The organism is Dokdonella fugitiva (assembly GCF_014138265.1).
Taxonomy (GTDB): domain Bacteria; phylum Pseudomonadota; class Gammaproteobacteria; order Xanthomonadales; family Rhodanobacteraceae; genus Dokdonella_A; species Dokdonella_A fugitiva_A.
Genome location: NZ_JACGXL010000008.1, coordinates 176,429 through 202,854, shown reverse-complemented (window position 1 = coordinate 202,854; position 26,426 = coordinate 176,429). Strand labels below are relative to the sequence as shown.

The 26,426-nt window shown below is 70.7% G+C and carries 12 protein-coding genes; 4 read left to right on the top strand and 8 right to left on the bottom strand.

Going from position 1 to position 26,426, the window contains the following annotated elements:
• Window positions 1-8 precede the first annotated feature (8 nt).
• From FHW12_RS20290 to FHW12_RS20275, 4 genes are all read left to right on the top strand, one after another.
• The gene (locus tag FHW12_RS20290; protein ID WP_182532886.1) at window positions 9-953 is read left to right on the top strand and encodes an MlaD family protein; all 945 of its coding nucleotides are present in this window, start codon (window positions 9-11) and stop codon (window positions 951-953) included.
• On the top strand, window positions 950-1,576 hold the full coding sequence (locus FHW12_RS20285) for an ABC-type transport auxiliary lipoprotein family protein (protein WP_182532885.1): 627 nt from the start codon (window positions 950-952) through the stop codon (window positions 1,574-1,576). The genes FHW12_RS20290 and FHW12_RS20285 overlap by 4 nt, the downstream gene beginning before the upstream one ends.
• A gap of 279 nt (window positions 1,577-1,855) precedes the next feature.
• Window positions 1,856-3,298, top strand: a complete 1,443-nt coding sequence (gene mgtE / locus FHW12_RS20280; protein ID WP_182532884.1) for a magnesium transporter — start codon at window positions 1,856-1,858, stop codon at window positions 3,296-3,298.
• A gap of 91 nt (window positions 3,299-3,389) precedes the next feature.
• Entirely contained in the window at window positions 3,390-7,679 is a 4,290-nt protein-coding gene (locus tag FHW12_RS20275) for a PAS domain S-box protein (protein ID WP_182532883.1), read from the top strand.
• Window positions 7,680-7,686: 7 nt separating this feature from the next.
• On the opposite strand, the gene FHW12_RS20270 is transcribed toward FHW12_RS20275, so the two are convergent.
• From FHW12_RS20270 to FHW12_RS20235, 8 genes are all read right to left on the bottom strand, one after another.
• Window positions 7,687-8,049: a hypothetical protein gene (locus FHW12_RS20270; RefSeq protein ID WP_182532882.1), complete on the bottom strand. Its 363-nt coding sequence runs from the start codon at window positions 8,047-8,049 to the stop codon at window positions 7,687-7,689.
• Between the two features lie 117 nt (window positions 8,050-8,166).
• Window positions 8,167-8,670, bottom strand: a complete 504-nt coding sequence (locus FHW12_RS20265; protein WP_182532881.1) for a response regulator — start codon at window positions 8,668-8,670, stop codon at window positions 8,167-8,169.
• Between the two features lie 18 nt (window positions 8,671-8,688).
• Window positions 8,689-9,882 (bottom strand): ATP-binding protein, encoded by a 1,194-nt coding sequence (locus tag FHW12_RS20260; protein ID WP_182532964.1) that lies wholly within the window; start codon window positions 9,880-9,882, stop codon window positions 8,689-8,691.
• Between the two features lie 208 nt (window positions 9,883-10,090).
• The gene (locus FHW12_RS20255) at window positions 10,091-10,771 is read right to left on the bottom strand and encodes a response regulator transcription factor (RefSeq protein ID WP_182532963.1); all 681 of its coding nucleotides are present in this window, start codon (window positions 10,769-10,771) and stop codon (window positions 10,091-10,093) included.
• A 78-nt stretch (window positions 10,772-10,849) separates the two neighbouring features.
• Window positions 10,850-11,239 carry a YciI family protein gene (locus FHW12_RS20250; RefSeq protein ID WP_182532880.1) on the bottom strand — a complete coding sequence of 130 codons (390 nt, stop codon included), beginning with the start codon at window positions 11,237-11,239 and terminating at the stop codon, window positions 10,850-10,852.
• Window positions 11,240-11,306: 67 nt separating this feature from the next.
• Window positions 11,307-11,819 carry a DUF1697 domain-containing protein gene (locus FHW12_RS20245; RefSeq protein WP_182532879.1) on the bottom strand — a complete coding sequence of 171 codons (513 nt, stop codon included), beginning with the start codon at window positions 11,817-11,819 and terminating at the stop codon, window positions 11,307-11,309.
• A 74-nt stretch (window positions 11,820-11,893) separates the two neighbouring features.
• Complete coding sequence (locus FHW12_RS20240; protein ID WP_182532878.1) at window positions 11,894-12,541, bottom strand: alpha-ketoglutarate-dependent dioxygenase AlkB family protein; 648 nt, start codon at window positions 12,539-12,541, stop codon at window positions 11,894-11,896.
• A gap of 77 nt (window positions 12,542-12,618) precedes the next feature.
• Complete coding sequence (locus FHW12_RS20235) at window positions 12,619-26,313, bottom strand: DUF7507 domain-containing protein (protein WP_182532877.1); 13,695 nt, start codon at window positions 26,311-26,313, stop codon at window positions 12,619-12,621.
• Window positions 26,314-26,426: the final 113 nt, after the last annotated feature.

Here is a 26,426-nt window from a genome sequence, read left to right as displayed (position 1 = left end):
GACACCGCATGGAAACCCGCGCCCACCACGTCCTCATCGGCGCCTTCACGATCGGCGCATTCCTGCTCGCGCTCGCGTTCGTGCTGTGGATGTCCAAGAGCGGCGTCGACAAGCGCTACGCCGACTACGACATCGTCTTCAGCGAAGCGGTCACCGGCCTGTCCGTCGGCGGGCTCGTGCAGTACAACGGCATCAAGGTCGGCGAAGTGCGCGAACTGCACCTCGCCACCGACGACCCGCGCAAGGTGATCGCGCGCGTGCGCCTCGACGCGAATGCGCCAGTGCGGCAGGACACGCGTGCGAAGCTCGCCTTGCAGGGCGTGACCGGGCTCGCGTTCATCCAGCTGTCCGGCGGCGCGCCGAGCAGTCCGCCGCTGCTGCCGACGCGCGAGCGGCCGGTACCGGTGATCCCGTCCGAGGAATCGGCGTTGTCGAAATTGCTCGCCTCGGGTTCGGACATCGTCGTCACCGCCAACGACCTGCTGCTGCGCATGAGCGAGATGCTGTCGGCGGAGAACGTCGATCGCGTATCGGCGACGCTCGAGCACCTCGATCAGCTCAGCGGAGCGCTCGCCGACCAGCGCGGGGACATCGGCACAGCGGTGCACCAACTCGCCGAGGCGACCGCGGCGATGAAGAAGACGCTCGCGACGATCGACACGATGGCCAATTCGACCAATGCGCTCGTGCGCGACGACGCGCGCAAGCTCATCCAGACCGCCGACGCCGCGCTCGCCTCGGTCAACAAGATGGCCGAGTCGGCGGGCCTGCTGGTCGAGGACAACCGCGCCGCGATCGGTGCGTTCAGCAACCAGGGTCTGCGCCAGATCGGCCCGACCGTGCTCGAGCTGCGCGAGACGCTGCGCTCGCTCAAGCAGCTGAGCGACAAGCTCGGCGCCTCGGACAGCCTGCTGCTCGGCCGCGACCAGCCCAAGGAGTTCCAGCAGAAATGAATGCCCGCCTCCGCTTCCCCGCGCTGCTGTTCGCGCTGCCGCTCGCGGCGTGTTCGTCGCTGCTCAACGTGCAGCGCACCCCGTTCACGATCTACTCGCCCAAGCTCGCCGCGCCGGCGGACGCAGTCGCCGCACGCGTCGACTGGCAACTCGCGGTCGAGACGCCGCTGGCGAGCGACGCGCTCGACACCGTGCGCATCGTCGTGATGCCGAGCCCGGGGGTGATCGAGGTCTACCCGGGTGCGCGCTGGAGCGACAGCGCGCCGGCGCTGCTGCGCAACCTCATCGTGCAGGGCTTCGAGAACTCGCGCCGCATCACCGGCGTCGGCAGCTCGGCCTCGGGTTTGCGCGCCGACTACGCGCTGGGCATCGCGTTGCACGACTTCCAGCTCGAGATGGGCGGCGGCGCGCACGCGGTGGTCCGCCTGCAGGCGCGCCTGCTCGACTACACGACCAACCGCGTGCTCGCGGCACAGGCGTTCAGCGTCGAAGCCCCGGCGCGAGGCAGCGATGCGGCGGCCGCGTTCGCCGCGTTCGAGGCCGCGCTGAACCAGCTCGTGCCGCAGCTCGTCGACTGGAGCCTGCGCGCGGGCGAGGCGGCGCACGTCGCGAACAAGGGCTGACGGCGGGATTCGCCGCTGCACGGCTCTACCCGCCCTACATCCTCCGCGTCGCGCGGTGCTGTGCACCGCAGGTGCCGCTGTGGTGGCGCGAGAGGACATGCGCCGGGCGCGGGCGTGTCCGGCCGACCCGGCCCACCGCCGACGCGATGGCCGCCAGCCACCGGTTCCCCTCGCGCGCCGCAACGGCGACAATAGCGCCCGGGGAGCCGCGCTCCCCACCCGTATCCGTCTCCTGCGCGCCCGGTTCCGACCGGGGGCGCACCTGCTGTCGCGCCGGCCATGAGCGAAGTCGAAACCCGCAATCCGCACAGCCAATTGCAGGGCCAGCTCGCGCGGGTCGGCGAGCTGCTGCGCCGCCAGCACCTGGTCGAGAACCTCGCGCACCGCCAGCAGGGCGACCACCACGACCTCGTCGAGAGCCTCGTCCACCGCCAGCACGTGGCCGAGCTGCAACGCGAGATCGACGGCCTGCACCCGGCCGACCTCGCCTACATCCTCGAAGCGCTGCCGCCGGAGGAGCGCCTCGAGATCTGGAACCTGGTCAAGGCCGACCGCGACGGCGAGATCCTGCTCGAGGTGTCCGACGCGGTGCGCGAGTCGCTGCTCGCGGACATGGACAAGCCCGAGCTGATCGCCGCCGCCGAACAGCTCGACGCCGAGGAGATCGCCGACCTCGCCGAGGACCTGCCCGAGGACGTGCTGCAGGAACTCATGCACCGCCTCAACGCGCAGCAGCGCGAGCGCGTGCAGTCGGCGATGTCGTGGGAGGACGACCAGGTCGGCGCGATCATGGACTTCGACATGGTGACGATCCGCGAGGACGTCACGCTCGAGACCGTGCTGCGCTACCTGCGCCGCCTGAAGGAACTGCCCGAGCACACCGACAAGCTGTTCGTGGTCAACCAGGACACCGTGCTCACCGGCGTGCTGCCGATCCGCTGGCTGCTCGTCAACGACCCGGCGAAGGACGTCGCGGAGGTGATGGCGAGCGACGCCAATACGTTCCACCCCGAGGACGACGTCGCCGAGACCGCGCAGGCGTTCGAGCGCTACGACCTCGTCACCGCGCCGGTCGTCGACGCCAACGGCAAGCTGATCGGGCGCGTCACGATCGACGCGATGGTCGACGTCATCCGCGAGGAGAGCGACGCCGAGGTGCGCGAGCGCTTCGGCCTGCGCGAGGACGAGGACATCTTCGCCTCGGTGTGGAAGTCGCTGCGCAACCGCTGGGCCTGGCTCGCGATCAACCTCGTCACCGCGTTCGTCGCCTCGCGCGTGATCGGCCTGTTCGAAGGCTCGATCCAGAAGCTCGTCGCGCTCGCGACCCTGATGCCGATCGTCGCCGGCATCGGCGGCAACTCGGGCAACCAGACCATCACGATGATCGTGCGCGCGCTCGCGCTCGACCAGATCAGCCCCACGAGTGCGAAAAGGCTGCTGCGCAAGGAGCTCGGTGTGGCCGTGCTGAACGGGCTGATCTGGGGCGGCGTGATCGGCGTCGTGGCCTGGCTGCTTTACCGCAACGTGTCGCTCGGCCTCGTCATGACCGCGGCGATGACCCTCAACCTGCTGCTTGCGGCGATGATGGGGGTGCTGATCCCGATGACCCTGCTGAAGTTCGACCGCGACCCGGCGATGGGCTCGAGCGTGATGATCACCGCGATCACCGACAGCGGCGGTTTCTTCATCTTCCTCGGCCTGGCCACGCTGTTCCTCATCTGAAGGGAAGCCGAAGCCCGCGCACGACCTCGCTGGACGCCGTCGCGATCTCGTAGCACTCTCGACACCGACCCCGGGAGCGCGAACGCGATCCATGGCCCAGACGTTCACATCGATCGATCGCCGTGGCGGGGGCTGGTCGCCGCCGGCACCGAACGAGGCGCTGCGCGAGCTCGCGGAGGCCGCCGCGGCCGCCTGCGACGGCACGAGCGGATTCGTCGCCTGGCCGGAACAGGGGCTGTTCGTCGCGACCGCCGACGGCGTCGCCGATGCGGCGTGGCGCGACGTGATCCCACTGCTGCTCGACCAGCTGGCCGCGCAGGCCGGCCCGGCCGCGATCGCCGGAACCGAAGGTGTCGTCGTCGCTGCATTGCCGGACGCGGCCGCGTTCCGCCGGGCCGCGGCGGCGATGCTGCCCGCGGGTGAATACGACCCCGTCGGCCTGGTCGGCGTGCTCGACCTCCGTTGCAGCGACGCCGCGGCCACGCGCGCGCTCGCCGCGCTGCGCGAGCTCGCGAGCCGGCAGTTCGCGCTGCACCGCGACCTCGGCCGGCGCGTCGACGCCGGCGCGCGCGCGAGAGAGGACGCACCGCGGTTCGCCGCGATCGTGCGCCCGCTCGACGATGCGGCGCGCCAGGCGGAAGCGACGCGGCTGGAGCGGCGTTTCGCCGAAGCGCTCGTCGAGAGCATGCCCGGCATCCTCTACCTGCACGACGCGCGCGGCCGCTTCCTGCGCTGGAACCGCCACTTCGAGCAGGTGACCGGTTACGCCACGCCGGACATCGCGCGCATGCACCCGCGCGCGTTCTTCCCGGCCGCGCAGCGCCTGTCGCTGGAAGCGAACATCGCCGAGGTGCTCGCGTTCGGCGCGTCCTCGTTCGAAGCGCCGCTGCTCACGCGCGACGGCCGCGAGATCCCCTACTTCTTCACCGGCAAGCGCGTCGAATTCGACGGCCACCGCTGCCTCGTCAGCATCGGCATCGACGTCTCCGAACGCGTGCGCGCCGAGCGCGAGCACGAGGTCAGCGAACAGCGCTATCGCACGCTGTTCGACTGCGCCCCCGACGGCATCGTCGTCGCCGATGCCGACAGCGTCTACCTCGAGGCCAACGAGAGCGCGTGCCGCATGCTCGGCTACGAACGGCACGAACTCGTCGGTCTCGGCGCGAGCGATATCGTCGCACCCGCCGAAATCGGCAACATCGCACCGGCGATCGAGGCGATCCGCAGCAGTGCCGCGCACCATCGCGAGTGGTCGCTCCGGCGCAAGAACGGCACGACCTTCCCCGCGGAAGTGATCGCCACGCTCATGCCGGACGGCAACCTGCTCGGCATGATCCGCGACGTGACGGAGCGACGCCGCGCGGAAGAGGAACTGCGCCGCAGCGAGGACCGCTTCCGCGCGATCTTCGAGCAGGCCGGCGTCGGCATCGCACTCGTCGACGTGCACAGCGGGCGCTTCGTGCGCTGCAACCGCGCTCTCGCCGACATGCTCGGCTATACATCGGAGGCGCTCTGTCGCCTCGCAGTGGCCGACGTGAGCCATCCCGACGACGCGTTGCTGCAGGACGTGCTCGCGCAACGCCTGCTCGCCGGCACGATCGATCGCTACCGCATCGAGAAGCGCTACCGGCGCAGCGACGGCGGCGAGGTTTGGGCGTTGCTCACCGCGACGCTGGTGCGCCACGCGGATGGCAGCCCGCAGTTCCTCGTCGGCATGCTCGAGGACATCACCGAGCGGCGCAGCCTGCATGCCGCGCTCGAGGAGAGCGAGAAGCGTTTCCGGCAGATCGCCGAGCACATCCCCGCGGTGTTCTTCCTGGTAAACGTGCGGTCCGGCGAATGCCTGTACGTGAGCCCCGCCTACGAGCGCATCTGGGGGCGCAGCCGCGAGAGCGTGTACCGCTCGCCGGCGTCCTGGCTCGAGGCGATCGTGCCGGGCGACCCGAACCCGATGCTGCGCGACGGCCAGCCGATCGACCCGAAGGGTAAGCTCGATTTCGAGTACCGCATCGCCCGGCCCGACGGCTCGATCCGCTGGATCCGCTCGCGCAGCTTCCCGGTGTTCGACAAGGACGGCCGGCTGGAGCAGATCGCCGGCCTCGCCGAGGACGTCACCGAAGGCAAGGAGCAGGAGCGCAAGATCGCGCGCCTCACGCGTATCCGCGCCGTCATCGGTGCGCTGCACTCGGCGATGCTGCGCCAGCCCGATCGCGAATCGCTGCTGCAGGAAGCGTGTCGCATGGCCACCGTCGAAGGCATCTTCGAGATCGCCTGGGTGGCCGGCCCGCAACGCGGCAGCGAGACGCCCTCGATCCTCGCCGTCGCCGACGAACGCGCGCGCGGGTTCATCGAGGGCAACCTGCGTGCGCTGCGCTCGGACCATTTCTCGGTGCGTGCACTGGTCTCGCGCAAGCCGGTCGTGATCAACGATTTCTCGACCGACGCGACGTTCGCGCCGGTGCGCGATCGCCTGGTCGCACACGAATGCCGCTCCGGCGCCGCGTTCCCGCTGTCGTCCAACGGCGAAGTCGTCGCCGCGCTGGTCCTGTTCGCACGCGAACGCGACTTCTTCGACGACGAGGAACTCGGCCTGCTCGGCTGGATCACCGGTGACCTGTCGTACGCGCTCGAGCACATCGACAACGCGCAGCGTCTGCAGCACCTCGCCTACTTCGACGCGCTGACCGGCCTCGCGAACGCGGCGCTGTTCCGCGACCGGCTCGCGCAGTTCGTTTCCGCCGCACCGAGCGTGCACGGCAAGGTGTGCGCGGTGATCGTCGACCTCGAACACTTCACCCGCCTCAACGAGAGCCTCGGTCGCGAATGCGGCGACGAAGTCCTGCGTGCGGTCGCGCAACGACTCGAACAGCGCCTCGAGGAGCCGTACGCGCTCGGCCGCATCGGCGCCGACACGTTCGCGATCGCGCGGCCGGGCAGCGGCGACCGCGTCGCGACGCGACTGCTCGAGCAGGTGATCGACGCGCTGCGCGACCCGTTCGAGGTCGGCGGGCAGTCGATTTCCGTGAGCGGGCAGGCCGGCATCGCGCTTTATCCGGACGACGCGGACGACGACGACAGCCTGTTCAAGCACGCCGAGGCCGCGCTCAAGCTGGCCAAGTCGAGCGGCGCGCGCCAGATGTTCTACTCGGCGCAGATCAGCCACCGCATCGCCGCGCGCCTCGACGCCGAGGCGGCGCTGCACGCGGCCGTCGCCGCAGGGCAGTTCGTGCTCCACTACCAGCCGCGCGTGGACATGGTCAGTGGGCTCGTCGTCGGCGCCGAAGCGCTGATCCGCTGGCAGCATCCGGAACGCGGGCTCGTTCCGCCGGAGGAGTTCATCACGCTCGCCGAGGAAACCGGGCTGATCGTGCCGATCGGCGCGTGGGTCATCGACGCGATCTGCGCGCAGCAGGCGGCATGGCTGAAGGCGGGCGCGGGCATGGTGCCGATCGCCGCGAACATCTCGTCGGTACAGCTCGACCGCAGCGACGTCGTGCGCACCGTGCGCGACGCGCTCGCGCGCCATTCGCTGTTCGCCCGCCACCTGCACCTGGAGCTGACCGAGAGCTCGGTCATGAAAGATCCCGAAGCGGCCGCGGAGGTGTTGCGCGGACTGCGCGAGCTCGGCGTCGGCCTCGCCCTCGACGACTTCGGCACGGGCCACTCGTCGCTCGCCTACCTCAAGCGCTTCCCGTTCACGCGCGTGAAGATCGACCGCACGTTCATCGCCGACATCACGCACAGCGCGGAGGACGCGGCGATCGCTTCGGCGATCATCGCGATCGCGCACCGCATGGGACTCAAGGTCGTCGCCGAAGGCGTCGAGACGCAGGGGCAGTTCAACTACCTGTCGATGCAGGGCTGCGATGAGATGCAAGGCTACTACTTCAGCCCCGCGGTGGCTGCCGAGATGTTCGAGGACTACCTGCGCGGAGGCCGCAGCATCCGTTTGGCGCCGCGTGCCGACGAGGAACGCCGCACCGTGCTCGTCGTCGACGACGAACCCGGCATCCGCACTGCGCTCACGCGCATGCTGCGCAGCGACGGCTATCGCGTGCTGACCGCGGCGAGCGGCGACGAAGGACTGCACGTGCTTTCGCTCAACGCGGTGCAGGTGATCATTTCCGACCAGCGCATGCCGGGCATGTCGGGCACCGAGTTCCTCGGCAAGGTGAAGGATCTCTATCCGGAGACGATGCGCATCATCCTGTCGGGCTACACCGAGATCGACGTCGTCACCGAATCGGTCAACCGCGGCGCGGTGTTCCGCTTCCTCACCAAGCCGTGGGACGACGACCTCCTGCGCGAGCAGGTGCGCGACGCGTTCCAGCGCTATCGGCCGCGCACGACGGCCGGCGACGGCGCACCGCCCTCGGCCTGACGCGCCGCTAGAACATCACCGTCGCGCGCACGACCGCCTCGCCGCCGACATCCACGCGCTCCGCGTGGGAAGCGCCTTCGCCGGCCGGCGGGGCAATGCCGGCGGCGAAGGCCATCGCGCGCGGCACGCGCGCGAATGTCACCGAAGGGGCGGCGCCGCCCGTGCATGCGACATGCACGGGACCTGAAGCACGGCCGCGCGAAGCGTCGGTCGCCACCTCGCGATCGATGCCGGAAACCGTGCAGGCATCGACGAGGGTCAGGCTCACCGACAACTGCTCGAATACCGCGCCGGCGCGTGCATCGCACCACCCCGCCGCCAGCAGCAACGCTGCGACGCTCAGGATTCCGCTGTTGCGCACGCCCTTCATGCAAACCCCGATCGACCGCGAACTTCGGGGATCGATGCTACGCCCGCGCGCGGCACGATCCAGTCCGGTCGCCTACGTATGCGTAACAATACCTATGCGACGAACGCGCGCGGCGCTTCAGGCCGGATCGTCGCTGCGCAGCACGATCGCGCCGTCGTCGTCCTGCTCGACGCGCGTGATGCGCGCGGAGGCCGCCTGCGCACGCAGCGCCTTTGGCGCGCGCGCGCGCGCGCTGCCCGGCCGCAGCAGCGCGACGACCGCAGCGGCGAGTTCCTCGTCGACCCACGGCTTGCCGATGAAGCGGGCGAGCTGCACTTCGTTGACCGCGGCGATGATCGCGTCGCGATCGGCATAGCCCGAGCAGATCATGCGCGGCACGGCCGGCTGCAGTTCCATCATCGCCGACAGGAACTCGACGCCGTCCATGCCGGGCATGCGGTAGTCGCTGACGACGAGGTCGAAGTCCTGTTCCTCGCTGCGCTCGAGCGCCTGCTCGGGCGAGGTGAACGCTTCCACCTTGAGCGCTTCGCCGTCGAGTTCGCCGACGTCGATCGAGGCGAGGCAGCGGCGCAGTGCGCTGAGGATGTTCGGTTCGTCGTCGACGAGCAGGATGCGGTACATCGTTGGCCTCCGGTGTGGTCAGCGCGGCTGCGCGATCGGCAGCTCGATGCGCAACAGCGTGCCCTGGCCGGGCGTGCTCGAGACCTCGATCGTGCCGTGATGCTTGGAGACGATGCCGTAGGAGATCGCGAGGCCGAGGCCGGTGCCGCTGCCGACCGGCTTGGTCGTGAAGAACGGATCGAACACCCGCGGCAGCACGTCGGGCGGGATGCCTTCGCCGTCGTCGCCGATGTCGACGCGCACGCGCTCGCCGGCGACCGAGGTCGTGACCGTGATGATGCCCTGGTCGCGGATCGCCTGGCCCGCGTTCATGAGCACGTTCATGAACACCTGGTTGAGTTCCGACGGCAGGCACTCGACCGGCGGCAGCTCGCCGAACGTCTTGACGATCTGCGCCTTGTACTTGAGTTCGTTCCAGATGATGTTGAGGGTGGAATCGAGGCCGCGGTGGATGTCCGCCTTGATCCAGTCCTCGGAACGTTCCTTGCGCGCGAAATCCTTGAGGTCGCGCACGATCTTGCAGACGCGGTCGATGCCCTCGCGCGATTCGCTGAGCAGCTGAGGCACGTCGCCGACGAGGAAATCGAGATCGAGCTTGCGCCGGATCGACTCCGCCTCCGTCGCACCGGCACCGCCGGCGAGCGCCGCTTCGTAGGACTGGATCGCCGAGAACAGCTGCGAGATGTAGCGCTGCAAGGTGCTCAGGTTCGAGTTGACGTAGCCGATCGGGTTGTTGATCTCGTGCGCGACGCCCGCGGCGAGCTGGCCGATCGAGGCGAGCTTCTCCGACTGCATCACCTGCTCCTGCGCCCCCTGCAGCTTGGCGTAGGCGACTTCGAGTTCGGCGTTGCGCGCGTGCAGTTCGGACTCGCGCATGCTGTCCTGCGTGATGTCGCGCACGGTCATGCCGAACAGGTCGGCGCCGACGCGCGACAGGTGGAGGAGCAGGATCTTGTGCTGGCCGCGGCCGACGCCGAGGATGACCTCGCCGCTCCAGCTGCCGTGCATGCTGCACAGGTGCAGCGCGCCGCTGTTCAGCAGCTCGGGGTGCCAGTCGCCGACGACCGCGAGCGGGCGATCGGCCTTGTCCGGCGCGCACAGGCGCGCGAGCACGCGCGCGGCCGGGTTGGCGTAGCGGACCTGCTGGTCGGCATCGAACAGCAGGGTCGCCGTCGGCACCGCATCGACGAGTGCGCGCAGGGTCGCTTCCATGGCGTCAGCGCGCGCCGCGTCCGCGGCCGGCGCGCTGCGCGCGGCCCTCGACGCCGCTTCGATCGGCGCGTGCAAAGCAATGGCAGTCGACATGGATCACGCCCTCGGTCCGTCGCCGCGCCGGATGCGCGCCCACGACACAGATCGCCATGCTACGGCCGCGCCTCTCTCGGCCGTAATGCGGGCGACTGCGTATACGTACGTTCACCTACCCCTCGCCGCCGTTCCGCCGAGGCCGCGGCGCACCGACGAGCAGGCGCATGCGGATGAGGTCGGCGAGGCTTTCGGCCGCGGTCTTCTCCATGATGCGGCCGCGGTGGATCTCGATCGTGCGGTGGCTGCCGCCGAGCGTGCGTGCGATCTCCTTGCTGGTCTTGCCGGCGACGATCCACTCGAGCACTTCGCATTCGCGCGGCGTCAGAGTGTCGAGGCGGCGCGCGAATTCGCGGCGCTGGCGCGCCTCGCCCCGCTGCACGGCCTGGCGCTCGATCGCGCCGCGCACGCGGCGCAACAGGTCGTCGTTGTCGAACGGCTTCTCGACGAAATCGGCGGCGCCCGCGCGCATCGCCGCGACCGCGACCGGGACTTCCGCCGCGCCCGTGAGGAAGATCACCGGGAGGTCCGCCGCGCGCGCGTGCAGGCGCGCCTGCACCTCGAGCCCCCCCATGCCCGGCATGCCGACGTCGAGGACGACGCAGCCGGCCACGTCGAGCTGCGGCCGCGCGAGGAACGCCTCGCCGGTCGCGTACACCTCGGCCGACAGCCCCGCCGAGGCGAACAGGCGGCGCAACGCGGTACCCATGTGTTCCTCGTCGTCGACCACGAACACGACCGGCGCGGCATCCGCCGCGCTCGCATCCGCTCGAATCCCGGGCTCGCGTTCAGGCATCACGGGGGCCTCGTCGTCGATGCGACAAATGCTACGCCGTTTACAACCGCAGATGGCAACGGTTGCCGAACGGCGTGCCTAACCGCCGCGCGCGGGCGTCTCGCAGCTGATCGCCTCGGCGCGCGCGGGCGCGTGCTCGATCGGGCGGATCTCGTAGGACAGGCCGTAGCGCAGGCACGGATTCCCGGCTGCGATCGCGGCCGCCTCGTCGAGGCTCGCGGCGATCACGAACCAGTAGCCGCCGATGACTTCCTTCGCCTCGCCGTACGGGCCGTCGACGACGCCGTGCCCGCGCGTGACCAGCCGCCGTGCCGGCGCGAGCCGCTGGCCGCGTTTCATCCTGCCCGCGGCGACGAGGCCGTCGAGCCAGAGGTAGAACGCATCGATCGCCCGCTGGATGTCTTCGGGTCGCGCGTCGGCGTCCCATTGGCCACGCGACAGCACGAGGTATTCGGAATCGTCGGTCATCGTCGGACGCGCCTGGCAACGAAGTCGGGATGGTACGCCGCCACGCCGCCCAGGCGAACCGGCGCGTTCATGCGACCGCGCACTTCCTCACCGTGTCGAGCGTGCGCGTCGTGATGTCCTTGCCGAACGCGCGCTCGAGCTGGGTCATGAACACCGGCCCTTTCTCGTTCGGCACGTACGCCGTGAACACTTCGGCGCCGACGCGCGCGAGGATGCGCGCACCGTCGCGCTCGATCGGCAACGCGACCGCGGGCGCGTCCTCGCGCAGGAACGTGACCACGCGCTTCGCCGCGGGCGGCACGCGGAACGACGCGAACGGATCGGCGTCGAGCAGCGCCTGCAGCGCGTCGACCGGTCGCACGATCGTGCCGAAGCTGCGGCCGAGGCCGGACTCCATCGCGCGCTCGGCCTTGCGTTCGAGCGCGGTCGCGCTCGCCGCGCGCGTCGTGAAGACGACGTTGCCACTCGACAGCAGCGTCTTCACGTCGTCGAAGCCGGCCGCCTCGAAGCAGCGCTTGAGGTCGGGCATCCTGCAGTTCTGCGGACTGACGCCGCGGAGGAAGGCGACGAAACGGGGCATGCGGGCACCATGGCGGCCAGGAGCGAACCGATGCTAGCGCGGATCGCCGCGCCGCCGCGTGCATGCGATTGCGCTCAACCGGCGCGCGCGTCGATCCGGCGGAACGTGAGGTTGATGCGCGGCGCCGCGACGCCTGCGCGACGCGGCAGTGCGTGCTGGTACAGGCGTTGCGTCGCGCCGGCCATGACGAGCAGGCTGCCGTGCGCGAGTTCGACCGACAGCGCCGCTTCGCGCGTGCGCCGCGAGCGCAGGCGGAACGTGCGCGGCGCGCCGAAGCTCGCCGAGGCGATCACCGGCTCGGCGCCGAGTTCGGATTCGTCGTCGCTGTGCCAGCCGACCGTGTCGCGGCCGTCGCGATAGAGGTTGGCGAGCACGCTGTTGAAGACGAGGCCGTGGCGCTCGCGCAGCATGTCGCGCAGGCGCGCGACCGTCGGCGTCCAGGCGAGCGGCGTGAACCGCGCGCCGGAGTAGACGTAGACCGCGTCGGCATCGCCGATCCAGCACGACAGGCGCGGCGCCGCCACTTCGCGACCGAAGATGTTCAGCACATGCGGCGCCCACGGAATCTCGTCGCGCAGCGCGACGTACAGCGCGTCGGCCTCCGCACGCGGCCATGCGCGCTCGGCGTAGCGGAGGTCCGCACCGGCCAGGTCGAGCGGACGCAGTCGAGAGGCGTCGGGAGACGATGCGCGATCGTCGTCGAACAGGTCGGACGCAGCCATGCGCGCATCATCGCACGCCCGGACGCAGCGCCGTGGCGCGCCGCCCTGCCCGCTCGCGGGCAAGGCGGCGCGATCGATCAGCGACGCCGGCGCGCAGCCGCCGAACCGACGACCAGCAGCAGCGCCGACATCAGCAGCAGCATCCAGCGCGAGTCGACCGGCACCTGGTTCGCCGCGACCGGCGCACCCGCGACGACCGTCGTCGCGGTGCTCGCGTTGTTGTTCGGCGTCGGATCCGGCACGGTCGAGGATGCGACCGAGGCGACGTTCGTGATGTTGCCGGTGAACGCCGGTTGCACCAGGTAGGTGACCGTCAGTGTCGTGCTCGCGCCGCTCGCGAGGGCGGGCAAGGTGCACGGGAAGCCGCCGCTGCACGGCGCGCTCGCCGACACGAACGCGAGCCCGGCCGGGGTCGGGTCGGTCAGCACTGCGTCGGCGACCGCATCCGGACCTTCGTTGCTCACGACGAGCGTGTAGGTCACCACGGTGCCCGCCGCGGCGCGCGCCGGACCGCTCTTGGCGATGCGCAGATCCGCCGACAGCGCCGGCGTGACGACCTGCGTGCTCGCGGTCGCGACATTGTCGGTGCCGTCCGGATCGGGCGTCGCGCTGACGACGCCGGCGAGGTTCACGATCGGATTCGCACCCGCGTACGACGTCGGCACGAGGTAGGTGCTCGTGATCGTCGCGCTCGCGCCGTTCGCCAGCGTGCCGAGTGCGCACGGATACGGCGTCGTGCACGCACCGCTGTTGCCGACGAAGACGAGGCCAGGCGGCGTCGCGTCCTGGACGACGACGTTCGCGGCGGCGTCGGGACCGGCGTTGCCGACGACGACCGTGTAGGCGATCGTGTCGCCCGGCATCGCGGTCGCCGGACCGTTCTTGGTGATCGCGAGGTTCGCGCTCGTCACGGCGACGACGAGCGGCGTGGTCACGCTGCTCGCGTTGTTGCCGAGATCGGGATCCGGCGTCGTGCTCGACACCGACGCGCTGTTGGTGACCGCACCCGTCGCCGTCGGCGACACGGCATAGGTGACCGTGACGATGGTGCCCGCCCCACTCGCGATCGAACCGAGGTTGCACGGGAAGCCGCTCGCGCACGGTGCGCTCGCGCTGACGAACGTGAGGTTCGCCGGCGTCGGATCGGCGAGCACCACGTTCACCGCAGTGTCGGGACCCGCATTCTGCACCTGCAGCGCGTACGTGACGTTCTCGCCGGGCGTCGCGGTCGCCGGGCCGGTCTTGGCCAGGATGAGGTCGGCCGACGTCGCGACCGGCACGACCGGCGTGGTCGCGCTGCTCGTGTTGTTGGCCGAATCCGGATCCGGCGTGGCGCTGCCCACCGTGGCCGTGTTGGTGACCGACCCGGTGACGCCCGCGCCGACCGTGTAGGTCACGCTGACGATCGTGCTCGCACCCGGCGCGAGGTCACCGAGCACGCACGGGAAGCCGCCCGCGCACGGGATGCTCGCGGAGACGAACGTGAGCCCGGCCGGCGTCGGGTCGGTGATCTGCGTCGCCGTCGCGACGTCCGGGCCGTTGTTGGTCACGCTCAGCGTGTACGTCACGCTGCCGCCCGCGACCGCATTCGCCGGACCCGACTTCACGATCGCGAGGTCGGCGCTCGCCGGGCTCACGTTGGTGACGACGGTCGAGCTGTTGTCGGCCGGGTTCGGATCGTTGACGCCGGCCGGCGGATCGATCGTCGCCGTGTTGCTCAGCGCGACCGGTCCGGTCGGCGCGACGCCGTCGATCGTCACGAGCACGCTGCCGCCGCTCGGCAGGTTGCCGATCGTGCCCGACACCGTATTGCCGCTCACGACCGGTTGCGTGCCGCACGCGGCGCCGCCGGCTTCGCCACCGCAGGCGGCGACGATGGCCGTGATGCCGGCGGGCACGACGTCGCTGTAGCTCGCGCCGTTCGCCGGACTCGGGCCGTTGTTGGTGATGAGCAGCGTGTAGGCGACCGTGCCGCCCGACGCGACCGCCGACGGACCGGTCTTGACGATCGAGAGGTCGGCGTTGCCGGGACCGACACCCGTGCTCGCCGAACTCTGGTTGTTCGCGGGGTTCGGGTCGGGCTCGGTCGCCGTTGCGCTCGCGGTGTTGACGATCGGATTCGCACCCGCGTAGTCGGCCGGCACGGTGTAGGTCGTCGTGATCGTCGCGCTCGCACCGCTCGCCAGCGAGGCGAGCGTGCACGGATACGTCGTCGTGCACGCGCCCGCGTTGGCGACGAACACGAGGCCGGCCGGCGTCGGATCGGCGACGACGACGTTGGTCGCGTCGCTCGGGCCGTCGTTGGTGACGACGATCGTGTAGGCGATGTCGTCACCCGGCGTGACCGTGGCCGGGCCCGTCTTCGCGACGACGAGATCCGCGAGCGGATTGCCGTTGAGCGACGCGCTCGCGCTGTTGTTCGCGCCGTTCGGGTCGGGCTGGTCGGACGCGCTCACGCTCGCCGTGTTGGTCATCGCGCCGGCCGCCGCGACATCGGCGACGATCGTCAGCGTCGCGCCCGAGCTGGAGCCCGCGGCGGTCAGCGTGCCGACGGTCCAGACACCCGCGAGGTTGTCGTACGTACCCTGCGACGGCGTCGCCGAGACGAACACGAGGCCGGCCGGCAGCGCGTCGGAGAGCGCGACGCCGGTCGCGTCGGACGGGCCGTTGTTGTGCACCGTGACCGTGAACGTGACGCTGTCGCCGACGTCCGGCGCCGCATCGTCGACCGTCTTGGTCACGCCGAGGTCGGCCTGCTGACCGTTGATCGTCGTGCCGGCCTGGTTGTTCGCGCCGACCGGATCGAACTGATCCTCGTGCGTGATCGTCGCGGTGTTGACGATCGAACCCGCTGCGTCGACGGTCGCGCTGATCGCGAGCGTCGCGCTCGCGCCGTTGGCGAGCGCACCCACGCTCCAGACGCCGCCCGCATACGTGCCCTGAGATGGCGTCGCCGAGACGAACGTCGTGCCGGCCGGCAGGTTGTCGGTGACTTCGACGCCGGTCGCGTCGTTCGGGCCGCCGTTGTTCGCGGTGATCGTGTAGGTGATCGTCGCACCGACGTTGGGCGTCGCGTCGTCGACCGTCTTCGCGACCGCGATGTCCGCGCTCGCTCCCGCATTCACCGACGCGCCTGCCGAGTTGTTGCTCGTGTTCGGATCGGGCTGGTCGGAAGCGCTCACCGCGACCGTGTTGGTCAGTGCGCCGGGCACGTCGATGCTCGCGACGATGAGCAGGGTCGCGCTGTCGCCGTTCGCGAGCGCGCCGATCGTCCACAGGCCGGTCGCCGGCACGTACGTGCCGACCGACGGCGTCGCCGAGACGAAGCCCAAACCGAACGGCAGGCTGTCGGTGACCGCGACGCCGCTCGCGTCGTTCGGACCGGAGTTGCTCGCGGTGATCGTGAACGTGACGGTCTGGCCGACGTTCGGCGCGGTGTTGTCGACCGTCTTGGTCAGCGCGATGTCGGCGGCCGCGCCGATCGACGTGGTCACGCTCGAGCTGTTGTTCGCGCCGTTCGGGTCGGGCACGCCCACCGGTCCCGTCACCGTCGCCGTGTTGGTGAACGACTGCGCGCCGAACGATGCGGTGCCGCTGATCGTGATCGTGACGGAGCCGCCGGCCGGCAGGGTCGGCACGCTGCCGGAGACGGTGTTGCCGGCGATCGTCGGTGCGGCGCAGGTCGCGCCACCGCTCGGCGAGCCGCAACTCGCGGTCACGCCGGTGATCGCGGCAGGCACCGCATCCGAGTACGTCGTGCCGTCGGCCGCGCTCGGGCCCGCGTTCGAGACCACGAGCGTGTAGCTGATCGGCGCACCCGAAGCGACCGTGGAAGGGCCGGTCTTCGCGATCGCGACATCGGCCGAGGCGTCGACCGTCGTCGACACGCTCGAGCTGTTGTTCACGGGCACCGGATCGGTGATACCCGCGGGCGGCTGCGCGCTCGCCGTGTTGCCGAGCGAACCCGGATCCGCCGGTGCGGTGCCGCCGATCGTGAAGGTCACGCTCGCGCCGCTCGGCAGGGTCGTGACCGTGCTCGTCACGCTGTTGCCCGCGACGTTGACGGTTCCGCAGACGGCACCGCCGGTCGGCGTACCGCAACTGGCGGTGACACCCGTGATGCCGGCCGGCACCGCGTCGCTGAAGGTCGTGCCGTTCGCGTCGCTCGGACCGTGGTTGGTGACGACGACGCTGTAGGCGATCGCCGCGCCGGCGGTCACGCTGGCCGGACCGGTCTTGTGCGCTTCGATGTCGGCACTGCCCGACAGCGTGTCGCTGTCGGTCGCGCTGTTGTTGCCCGGGGTCGGATCGGTCGTGCCCGCGGGCGCGCTGATCGTCGCCGTGTTCGTGAGCGTGCCGGTCGCACTCGCGCTGACCGTGCCGCTCAGCGTGAACGTCGCCGTGCCGCCGACCGGCAGGTTCACCGTCGCCGCGATGGGGCCGCTGCCGCTCGCCGGGCACGTGCCACCGCCCGCGCCGACGCAAGTCCAGGTCGCGCCCGTGATCGTCGCCGGGATCGTGTCGGCGACGGTCGCACCGGTGACCGCACTCGGGCCCGCGTTGCTCGCGACGATCGTGTAGGTGATCGGCGAGCCCGGCGTCGCGCTCGCGCTGCCGTCGGTCTTGCTGATCGCGAGATCGGCATTCGGGCTCAGCGTATCCGTGTCGGTCGCGCTGTTGTTGCCCGGCGTCGGATCGGTCGTGCCGGCGGGCACGGCGACCGTCGCGGTGTTGCTCAAGGTGCCGGTCGCGGTCGCGCTGAGCGTGCCGGTCACGGTGAAGGTCGCGTTGCCGCCGACCGGGATGTTCACCGTCGCGTTGATGTTGCCGCTGCCCGTCGCCGGACAGGTCGCACCGCCGGTGCCGGCGCAGGTCCAGGTCGCACCCGTGATGGTCGCCGGGATCGTGTCGGCGACGGTCGCACCCGTGGCGTTGCTCGGGCCTGCGTTGCTCGCGACGATCGTGTAGGTGACCGTGTTGCCCGGCGTCGCCGTCGCGCTGCCGTCGGTCTTGCTGACCATGAGGTCGGCTTGCGGATTCAGCGTGTCGGTGTCGGTCGCGCTGTTGTTGCCCGGGGTCGGATCGGTCGTGCCCGCCGGCGCCGCGATCGTCGCGGTGTTGGCCAGGCTGCCGGTCGCACTCGCGCTCACGGTGCCCGCGAGCGTGAACGTCGCCGTGCCGCCGACCGGGATGTTCACGGTCGCCGCGATGTTGCCGCTGCCCGACGCGGGGCCGCTCGCGCCGCCGGCGTACACGGCCGTCCAGGTCGCGCCCGTGATGGTCGCCGGCACCGTGTCGGCGACCGTAGCGCCCGTGGCGTTGCTCGGGCCTGCGTTGCTCGCGACGATCGTGTAGCTGATCGGCGAACCCGGCGTCGCGCTCGCGGCACCGTCGGTCTTGCTGATCGCGAGGTCGGCGTTCGGGTTCAGCGTGTCGGTATCGGTCGCGCTGTTGTCGCCCGGCGTCGGATCGGTCGTGCCCGCGGGCGGCGTCACCGTCGCCGTGTTGCTCAGCGAACCGGTCGCGCTCGCGCTGACCGTGCCGCTCACCGTGAACGTCGCCGTGCCGCCGACCGGGATGTTCACCGTCGCGTTGATGTTGCCGCTGCCGGACGCGGGGCCGCTCGCACCGCCGGCGTAGGCGGCGGTCCAGGTCGCGCCCGTGATGGTCGCCGGGATCGTGTCGGCGACGACCGCAGCGGTCGCCGTGCTCGGACCCGCATTGCTCGCGACGATCGTGTAGCTGATCGGCGAACCCGGCGTCGCGCTCGCGCTGCCGTCGGTCTTGCTGATCGCGAGGTTCGCGCTCGGCGTCAGCGTGTCGCTGTCGGTCGCGCTGTCGTTGCCCGGGGTCGGATCGATCGTGCCTGCCGGCGGCGCAATCGTCGCCGTGTTCGCGAGCGTGCCCGTCGCGCTCGCGCTGACCGTGCCGCTCACCGTGAACGTCGCCGTGCCGCCGACCGGGAGGTTGACCGTCGCATTGATGTTGCCGCTGCCACCCGCGGGACAGGTGCCGCCGCCCGCGCCGATGCAGGTCCAGGTCGCGCCCGTGATGCTCGCGGGAATCGCATCGGCGACGATCGCGCCGGTCACGTTGCTCGGGCCGCTGTTGCCGGCGACGATCGTGTAGGTGATCGACGCACCCGGGGTCGCGTTCGCGCTGCCGTCGGTCTTGCTGATCGACAGGTCGCCTTGCGGCGTCAGCGTGTCGGTATCGGTCGCGCTGTTGTCGCCCGGCGTCGGATCGGTCGTGCCCGCGGGCGGCGCCACCGTCGCCGTGTTGCTCAGCGAACCGGCCGCGCTCGCGCTGACCGTGCCGCTCACCGTGAACGTCGCCGTGCCGCCGACCGGGATGTTCACCGTCGCGTTGATGTTGCCGCTGCCGGACGCGGGGCCGCTCGCACCGCCGGCGTAAGCGGCGGTCCAGGTCGCGCCCGTGATGGTCGCCGGGATCGTGTCGGCGACGACCGCAGCGGTCGCCGTGCTCGGACCCGCATTGCTCGCGACGATCGTGTAGCTGATCGGCGAACCCGGCGTCGCGCTCGCGCTGCCGTCGGTCTTGCTGATCGCGAGGTTCGCGCTCGGTGTCAGCGTGTCGCTGTCGGTCGCGCTGTTGTCGCCCGGGGTCGGATCGGTCGTGCCCGCCGGCGGCGCAATCGTCGCCGTGTTCGCGAGCGTGCCGGTCGCGCTCGCGCTGACCGTGCCGCTCACCGTGAAGGTCACGCTGCCGCCGACCGGGACGTTCACGGTCGCGTTGATGTTGCCGCTGCCGCTCGCCGGGCACGTCGCGCCGCCCGCGCCGACGCAGGCCCAGGTCGCGCCGGCGATGCTCGCCGGGATCGTGTCGGCAACGGTCGCACCGACCGCATTGCTCGGTCCCGCGTTGGTCGCGACGATCGTGTAGGTGATCGGCGAGCCCGGCGTCGCGCTCGCCGCGCCGTCGGTCTTGCTGATCGCGAGGTTCGCGCTCGCTGCCAGCGTGTCGCTGTCGGTCGCGCTGTTGTTGCTTCCGTTCGGATCGGTCGTGCCGGCCGGTGCCGCCACCGACGCGGTGTTGGCGAGCGTGCCGGTCGCGGCCGCGCTGACCGTACCGGTCACCGTGAATGTCACGCTCGCGCCCGACGGGATCGTCACGCTCGCGTTGATGTTGCCGCTGCCGCTCGCCGGGCAGGTCGCGCCGCCGGCGCCGACGCAGGTCCAGGTTGCGCCGAGGATCGCCGCGGGAACCGCGTCCGTGACGGTCGCGTTGGTCGCCGTGCTCGGGCCCGCGTTGCTCGCGACGATCGTATAGCTGATCGGAGAACCCGGCGTCGCGCTGGTGGCGCCGTCGGTCTTGCTGATCGCGAGGTCCGCCTGCGGCGTGAGGCTGTCGCTGTCGGTCGAGGTGTCGTCGTTCGGATCGGGATCGGTCGTGCCGACCGGCGGCACGATCGTCGCCGTGTTGGCGAGCGTACCCGTCGCGGTCGGCGCGATCGTGCCGATCACCGTGAACGTGACGCTGTCGCCGGCCGGGAGGTCGACCGTCGTGTTGATGCTGCCGCTGCCGCTCGGGCTCGTGCACGCAGCGGCGCCGGTCGCGACGCAGGTCCAGCTTGCGCCCGTGATGCTCGCAGGGATCGCGTCGGTGACGGTCACGCCGTTCGCGTCGCTCGGGCCCGCATTGCTCGCGACGATCGTGTAGGTGATCGGCGAGCCCGGCGTCGCCGTGCCGCTGCCGTCGGTCTTGCTGATCGCGAGGTTGGCGCTCGCATTCAGCGTGTCGCTGTCGGTCGCGCTGTTGTTGCCGTTGTCGGGATCGCTGGTGCCTGCGGGCGGCGCGACCGTCGCGGTATTCGCGAGCGTGCCGCTCGCGTTCGCGGCGATCGTGCCGGTCACGGTGAAGGTGACGCTGCCGCCCGCCGGGATGTCGGCGAGCGTGTTGATGTCGCCGACGCCGCTCGCGAACGCACACGACGCGCCGCCGGCGCCGACGCAGGTCCAGCTCGCGCCGCTGATCTGGGCCGGCAACGTGTCGATGATCGTCGCGCCATTGGCCGGGCTCGGGCCTGCGTTGCTCGCGACGATCGTGTACGTGACCGGCGCGCCGGGCGTCGCGCTCGCGCTGCCGTCGGTCTTCGTGATCGACAGGTCCGCGCTCGCGATCGGCGTGACGACGACGCTCGCGCTGTTGTTGGCGGGGTTCGGATCGGTCTGGTCGATCGCGGTGAGGCTCGCCGTGTTGGTGAAGCCGCTGTCGGTGTCGACGTCGGCGACGACGGTCAGCGTCGCGGTCGCACCCGCACCGCTCGCGGCGAGGCCGCCGATCGTCCATGTGCCGGTGAGGTTGTCGTAGGTGCCCACGCTCGGCGTCGCCGAGACGAACGAGAGGCCCGCGGGCAGCAGGTCGCTGATCACGACGCCGGTCGCCGCGCTCGGTCCGTTGTTGGTCGCCGTGATCGTGAAGGTGACCGTGTCGCCGCGCACCGGGTTCGCGTTGTCGACGCCCTTGAGCACCTGGATATCGGCCGACTGGCCGTTGAGGGTCACGCCGCCGGTGTTGTTCGTCGTGTTCGGATCGTGCTCGTCCGCATCGACCGTCGCGGTGTTCGTGATGTCGCCCGGCAGGGTCACGGTCGCGACGATCTGCAACGTGACGGTGTCGCCTGCAGCGACGCTGCCGATCGTCCAGAGGCCGACGCCGTCGTCGTAGACGCCCTGCGACGGCGTCGCCGAGACGAACACGAGGCCGGCCGGCAACAGGTCGTCGACGCTGACGTTGGTCGCGTCGTTCGGGCCCGCGTTCACCACCGTGATCGTGTAAGTCACGTTGGTGCCGAGGTTCGGCGTCGCGGTGTTGACCGTCTTGCTCACCTGCAGGTCGGCCGACGGCTGCGCGTTGAGCGAGGCCGAACCCGCGTTGTTGCCCGCGTTCGGATCGAACTGGTCACCCGCGCTCTTCGTCGCGGTGTTGGTGATCGCGCCCGGCGTGAGCACCGTCGCGACGATGTCGAGCGTCACGCTCGCGCCGTTGCCGATCGCACCGATCGCCCACACGCCGGTGTTGTTGTCGTAGGTGCCCTGCGACGGCGTCGCCGAGACGAATGCGAGACCACTGGGCAGCGCGTCGTTGACCGCCACGCCGGTCGCCGCGTTCGGACCGTTGTTGGTCGCGGTGACCGTGAACGTGACCGCGTCGCCGACGTTCGGCGTCGGGTTGTCCACGCTCTTGCCGATCGCGATGTCCGCGCTCGGGTTCACCGGCACCGTCGTCGTGCCCGTGCAGCGCGACTGCGCCGGGCAGGTCGGGTCGCCGCCGCCGCTCGCGGTCGCGCTGTTGTTGCCGTTCGCCGCGCCGGCGCCGACGTTGACGTCGAGCGTGAGCGTCGCGCTGCCACCGGCGGCGATCGTGCCGGTGTAGGTGCAACTCAGCGTGCCCGTCCCGCTGCAGCTCCAGTTGGTGCCGCTCGCGCTCGCGAGCGTGATGCCTGCGGGTAGCGTATCGGCGATCGTGATGTTGCCCGCGGTCGGGCCGGCGCCGCCGTTCGACACGGTGATCGTGTAGCTCGCCGGCTGGCCGACGATGAACGGCGTCGGCGTCGCCGCCTTCGTCACGGTGAGCTGCGGCTGCAGCAGGTTCGTCGTCGCCGAACCGGTGTTGTTGCCGGTCGATGGATCGGTCGTGCCGGCGGGCGGATTCGCGGTCGCGCTGTTGGTGACCGACGCGCCGCTGGTCGGTGCCGTGCCGGCGATCGTGAAGGTGACGCTGGCACCGCTCGGCAAGGTCGTGATCGTGCTCGTCACGGTGTTGCCCGCGAGGTTGACCGCGCCGCACGCCGCGCCACCGGTCGGCGTATTGCAGTTCGCGCTGACGCCCGTGATGCTCGCTGGCACCACGTCGCTGAACGTCGTGCCGTTCGCGTCGCTCGGACCGAGGTTCGTCACGACGACCGAGTAGTTGAGCGCACCGCCGTAACCGACCGCAGCCGGGCCGGTCTTGACCGTGCGGATGTCGGCGCTCGCGTTCAACGTGTCGCTGTCGGTCGCGCTGTTGTTGGCCGGCGTCGGATCGGTCACGCCCGCGGGCGCCGCGATCGTCGCGGTGTTGGCGAGCGTGCCCGTCGCGCTCGCGCTGATCGTGCCCGTCACCGTGAACGTCGCCGTGCCGCCGCTCGGCAGGGTCACGCTCGCGCTGATGTTGCCGCTGCCGCTCGCGGGGCCGCTCGCGCCGCCGGCGTAGGCGACGGTCCAGGTCGCGCCGGTGATGCTCGCCGGAATCGTGTCGGTCACGGTCGCGCCGGTCGCCGTGCTCGGACCCGCATTGCTCGCGACGATCGTGTAGGTGATCGCATTGCCCGGCGTCGCGCTCGTCGCGCCGTCCGTCTTCGTGATCGCGAGGTTCGCGCTCGGGTTCAGCGTGTCGGTGTCGGTCGCGCTGTTGTTGCCCGGCGTCGGATCGGTCACGCCCGCAGGCGCGGCGATCGTCGCCGTGTTGGCGAGGCTGCCGGTCGCGGTCGGGCTGATCGTGCCGGTGACCGTGAACGTCGCGGTGCCGCCGCTCGGCAGCGTCACGCTCGCGGCGATGTTGCCGCTGCCGCTCGCCGGGCCGCTCGCGCCGCCCGCGTAGGCGGCCGTCCAGGTCGCACCCGTGATGTTCGCGGGAATCGTGTCGGACACCGTCGCGCCGGTCGCCGTGCTCGGGCCTGCGTTGCTCGCGACGATCGTGTAGCTGATCGTATTGCCGGGTGTCGCATTCGCGGCGCCGTCGGTCTTGGTGATCGCGAGATCCGCGGACGGATTGAGGGTGTCGGAGTCGGTCGCGCTGTTGTTGCCCGGGGTCGGATCGGTCGTGCCCGCGGGTGCCGCGATCGTCGCGGTGTTGGCGAGCGTGCCGGTCGCGGTCGCACTGATCGTGCCCGTGACCGTGAACGTCGCCGTGCCGCCGACCGGCAGGTTCACGCTCGCATTGATGTTGCCGCTGCCCGAAGCCGGGCCGCTCGCGCCGCCCGCGTAGACGGCCGTCCATGCCGCGCCGGTGATCGATGCGGGAATCGTGTCGGTCACGGTGGCGCCGGTCGCCGTGCTCGGGCCCGCGTTGCTCGCGACGATCGTGTAGCTGATCGGCGAACCCGGCGTCGCGCTCGTCGCGCCGTCGGTCTTGGTGATGCCGAGGTTCGCTTGCGGATTGGCCGTGTCGAGGTCGGTGGCGCTGTTGTTGCCTGGCGTCGGATCGGTCGTGCCTGCGGGCACGGCGATCGTCGCGGTGTTCGACAGCGAGCCGGTGGTGCCCGCGCCGACCGTGCCGGTCACGGTGAACGTCGCGGTGCCGCCGACCGGCAGGTTCACGCTCGCGTTGATGTTGCCGCTGCCGCTCGCCGGGCCGCTCGCGCCGCCGGCGTAGGCGACGGTCCACGTCGCGCCGGTGATGCTCGCCGGGATCGTGTCGCTGACGGTCGCGCCGTTCGCGATGCTCGGGCCCGCGTTGCCGGCGACGATCGTGTAGGTGATCGACGCGCCGGGCGTGTAGGTCGTGCTGCCGTCGGTCTTGGAGACCGACAGGTTCGCGCTCGGGTTCAGTGTGTCGCTGTCGGTCGCGCTGTTGTTGCCCGGCGTCGGATCCGTCACGCCGGCGGGTACGGTGACCGTCGCCGTGTTGCTCAACGTGCCGGTCGCGCTCGCGCTGATCGTACCCGTCACGGTGAACGTCGCGGTACCGCCCGACGGCAGGTTCACGCTCGCATTGATGTTGCCGCTGCCCGAGGCGGGGCCGCTCGCGCCGCCGGCGTAGGCGACGGTCCAGGTCGCGCCCGTGATGTTGCCGGGAATCGTGTCGGCCACCGTCGCGCCGGTCGCCGTGCTCGGGCCCGCGTTGCTGGCGACGATGGTGTAGGTGATCGGCGCGCCGGGCGTCGCATTCGTGGCGCCGTCGGTCTTGGTGATGCCGAGGTTCGCCTGTGCCGACAGCGTGTCCGTGTCGGTCGCGCTGTTGTTGCCGGTGTTCGGATCGGTGATGCCCACGGGCGCGGCGATCGCGGCCGTGTTCGCGAGCGTGCCGGTCGCGGCCGGGTCGACCGTACCGGTGACCGTGAACGTCGCCGTGCCGCCGGTCGGCAGGTTCACGCTCGCATTGATGTTGCCGCTGCCCGACGCGGGGCCGCTCGCGCCACCCGCGTAGGCGGCGGTCCACGTGGCACCGAGGATCGCGGCCGGGATCGTGTCGCTCACGATCGCGCCGGTCGCGGTCGCCGTGCCCGCGTTGGACGCGACGATCGTGTAGCTGATCGGACCGCCCAGCGTCGCGGTCGCGCTGCCGTCGGTCTTGGTGATCGAAAGATCGGCGACCGGGATCGGCGTGCTGACTTCGTTGGTGGTCACCGAGCCCGGCAGCGTCGAACTGCACGCGGTGTAGTTGTAGGTCCAGTTGGCGGAGTTGGTGATTTCGTGGCTCGCCGGCAACGAATCGACGTGCACCTGGAACGTGACGACCTTCTGCGCGCCGTTCGCGATCGAGCCCATCGCGACACCGACCGGCGAGAGCACGCCGGCCTGCGTGACGCCGTCGATCTTGAAGCTGCCCGCGACGAAGCTCGTGTTCGCCGGCACCGGATCGTTGAACACGATGTTGTTCGCGGTCGAACCACCGTTGTTGTTGAGCGTGACGGTGTAGGTGATCGTGTCGCCGACGTAAGTCGAGGTGCGGTCGACCTGCTTCACCGTGACCGGGAACGACGGCGCGAACACGTCGATCTGCAGGCCGAGGCCGGCGACCGTGTACTGGTCGCCCGTGGTCGTGCCCTGCGCGTACGCAATGGTCTGGTTGTTGACGAGCTGCGCCGAGCCGTCGACATTGGTAATGTCCCAGCCTTGGCGGCCGCCGCTGATGTTGGTTCCCGCCGCCGCGTTGTGGTTGCGCGTGCCGAAGGTGCCGGTCGTGACCAGCGCCCCGGTGTCGCCGTTGATCTGCGACGCAAAGAAGTTGCCGATCGGGTTGTTGGTACCCGACAGGCGATTGGCGTTGGTGAGCGTCGCGCTCGTGCCGAACAGGAACGTGTCGCCCGTGCGGCTCGCATCGCCTTCGATCGCGGTCACCAGCACGCGGCCGTTGAGCGCGCCGGACGACGGCGTGCAGAACCCGCTCACGCTCGCCGCCCCCGCACCGCCGATCTCCGCGCCGACGAAGATCGTCATGTTGCGCACGGCGAGCGTCGAGTTGCTGTAGACGACCGCGAGCGTCCAGCCGGCCGCATTGTCGGTGTCGGTGTTGCCGCGCGTCGCCGGCACGCCGGAGACCGTGTAGGTGCCGGTCCCGGCGGCGACCACCAGGTCGGTCACGTCGGCCGCACGGATGTAGCGACCCCCGCCGACCTGCGATGCCGCCGCATTGGGACCGACCGTCGTCGTCGTGCCGCCCGGCATCGCGAAGGTCACCGGCGTATCGATCGACGCCGTGACGTCGTCGGCACCACCGACTTCCGAGCCACCCCAGATCAACTCGGCGTGGATGATCGTGCTGCCCGCAGGAATTGTCAGAATCGCACTGGAACCGTCCAGGTGCCAGTCAGCGGTCGTCCCGGCCGGGTAGGTGCCGACCTGGAGCGCGGTATTGGTCGTACTCAGGGCGCCGATCGAGTCGGCCGTGCCGGGTGCCGTGAGGCCGCCGTTGCCGGCCGCGCGGCTCAGACCGAGCGAATTGCCGACGAACGTGATCGCGCCGCGCGTCGTGGTCGAATAGCGCTGCACATAGGCCGCATTCGCCGAAGACGTGATGCCGACCAGCAGCGCCGCGAGGCCGCCCATACCGATGCGTCGAAGGGATTTACTCAGTGATATCGAGTGCCGAAGCGGCTTTTGAAGCTGTGCTGTAGCCCCGGACAACGAAAACCGTTCCCGCGCCGCGACGCGGCCGCTCG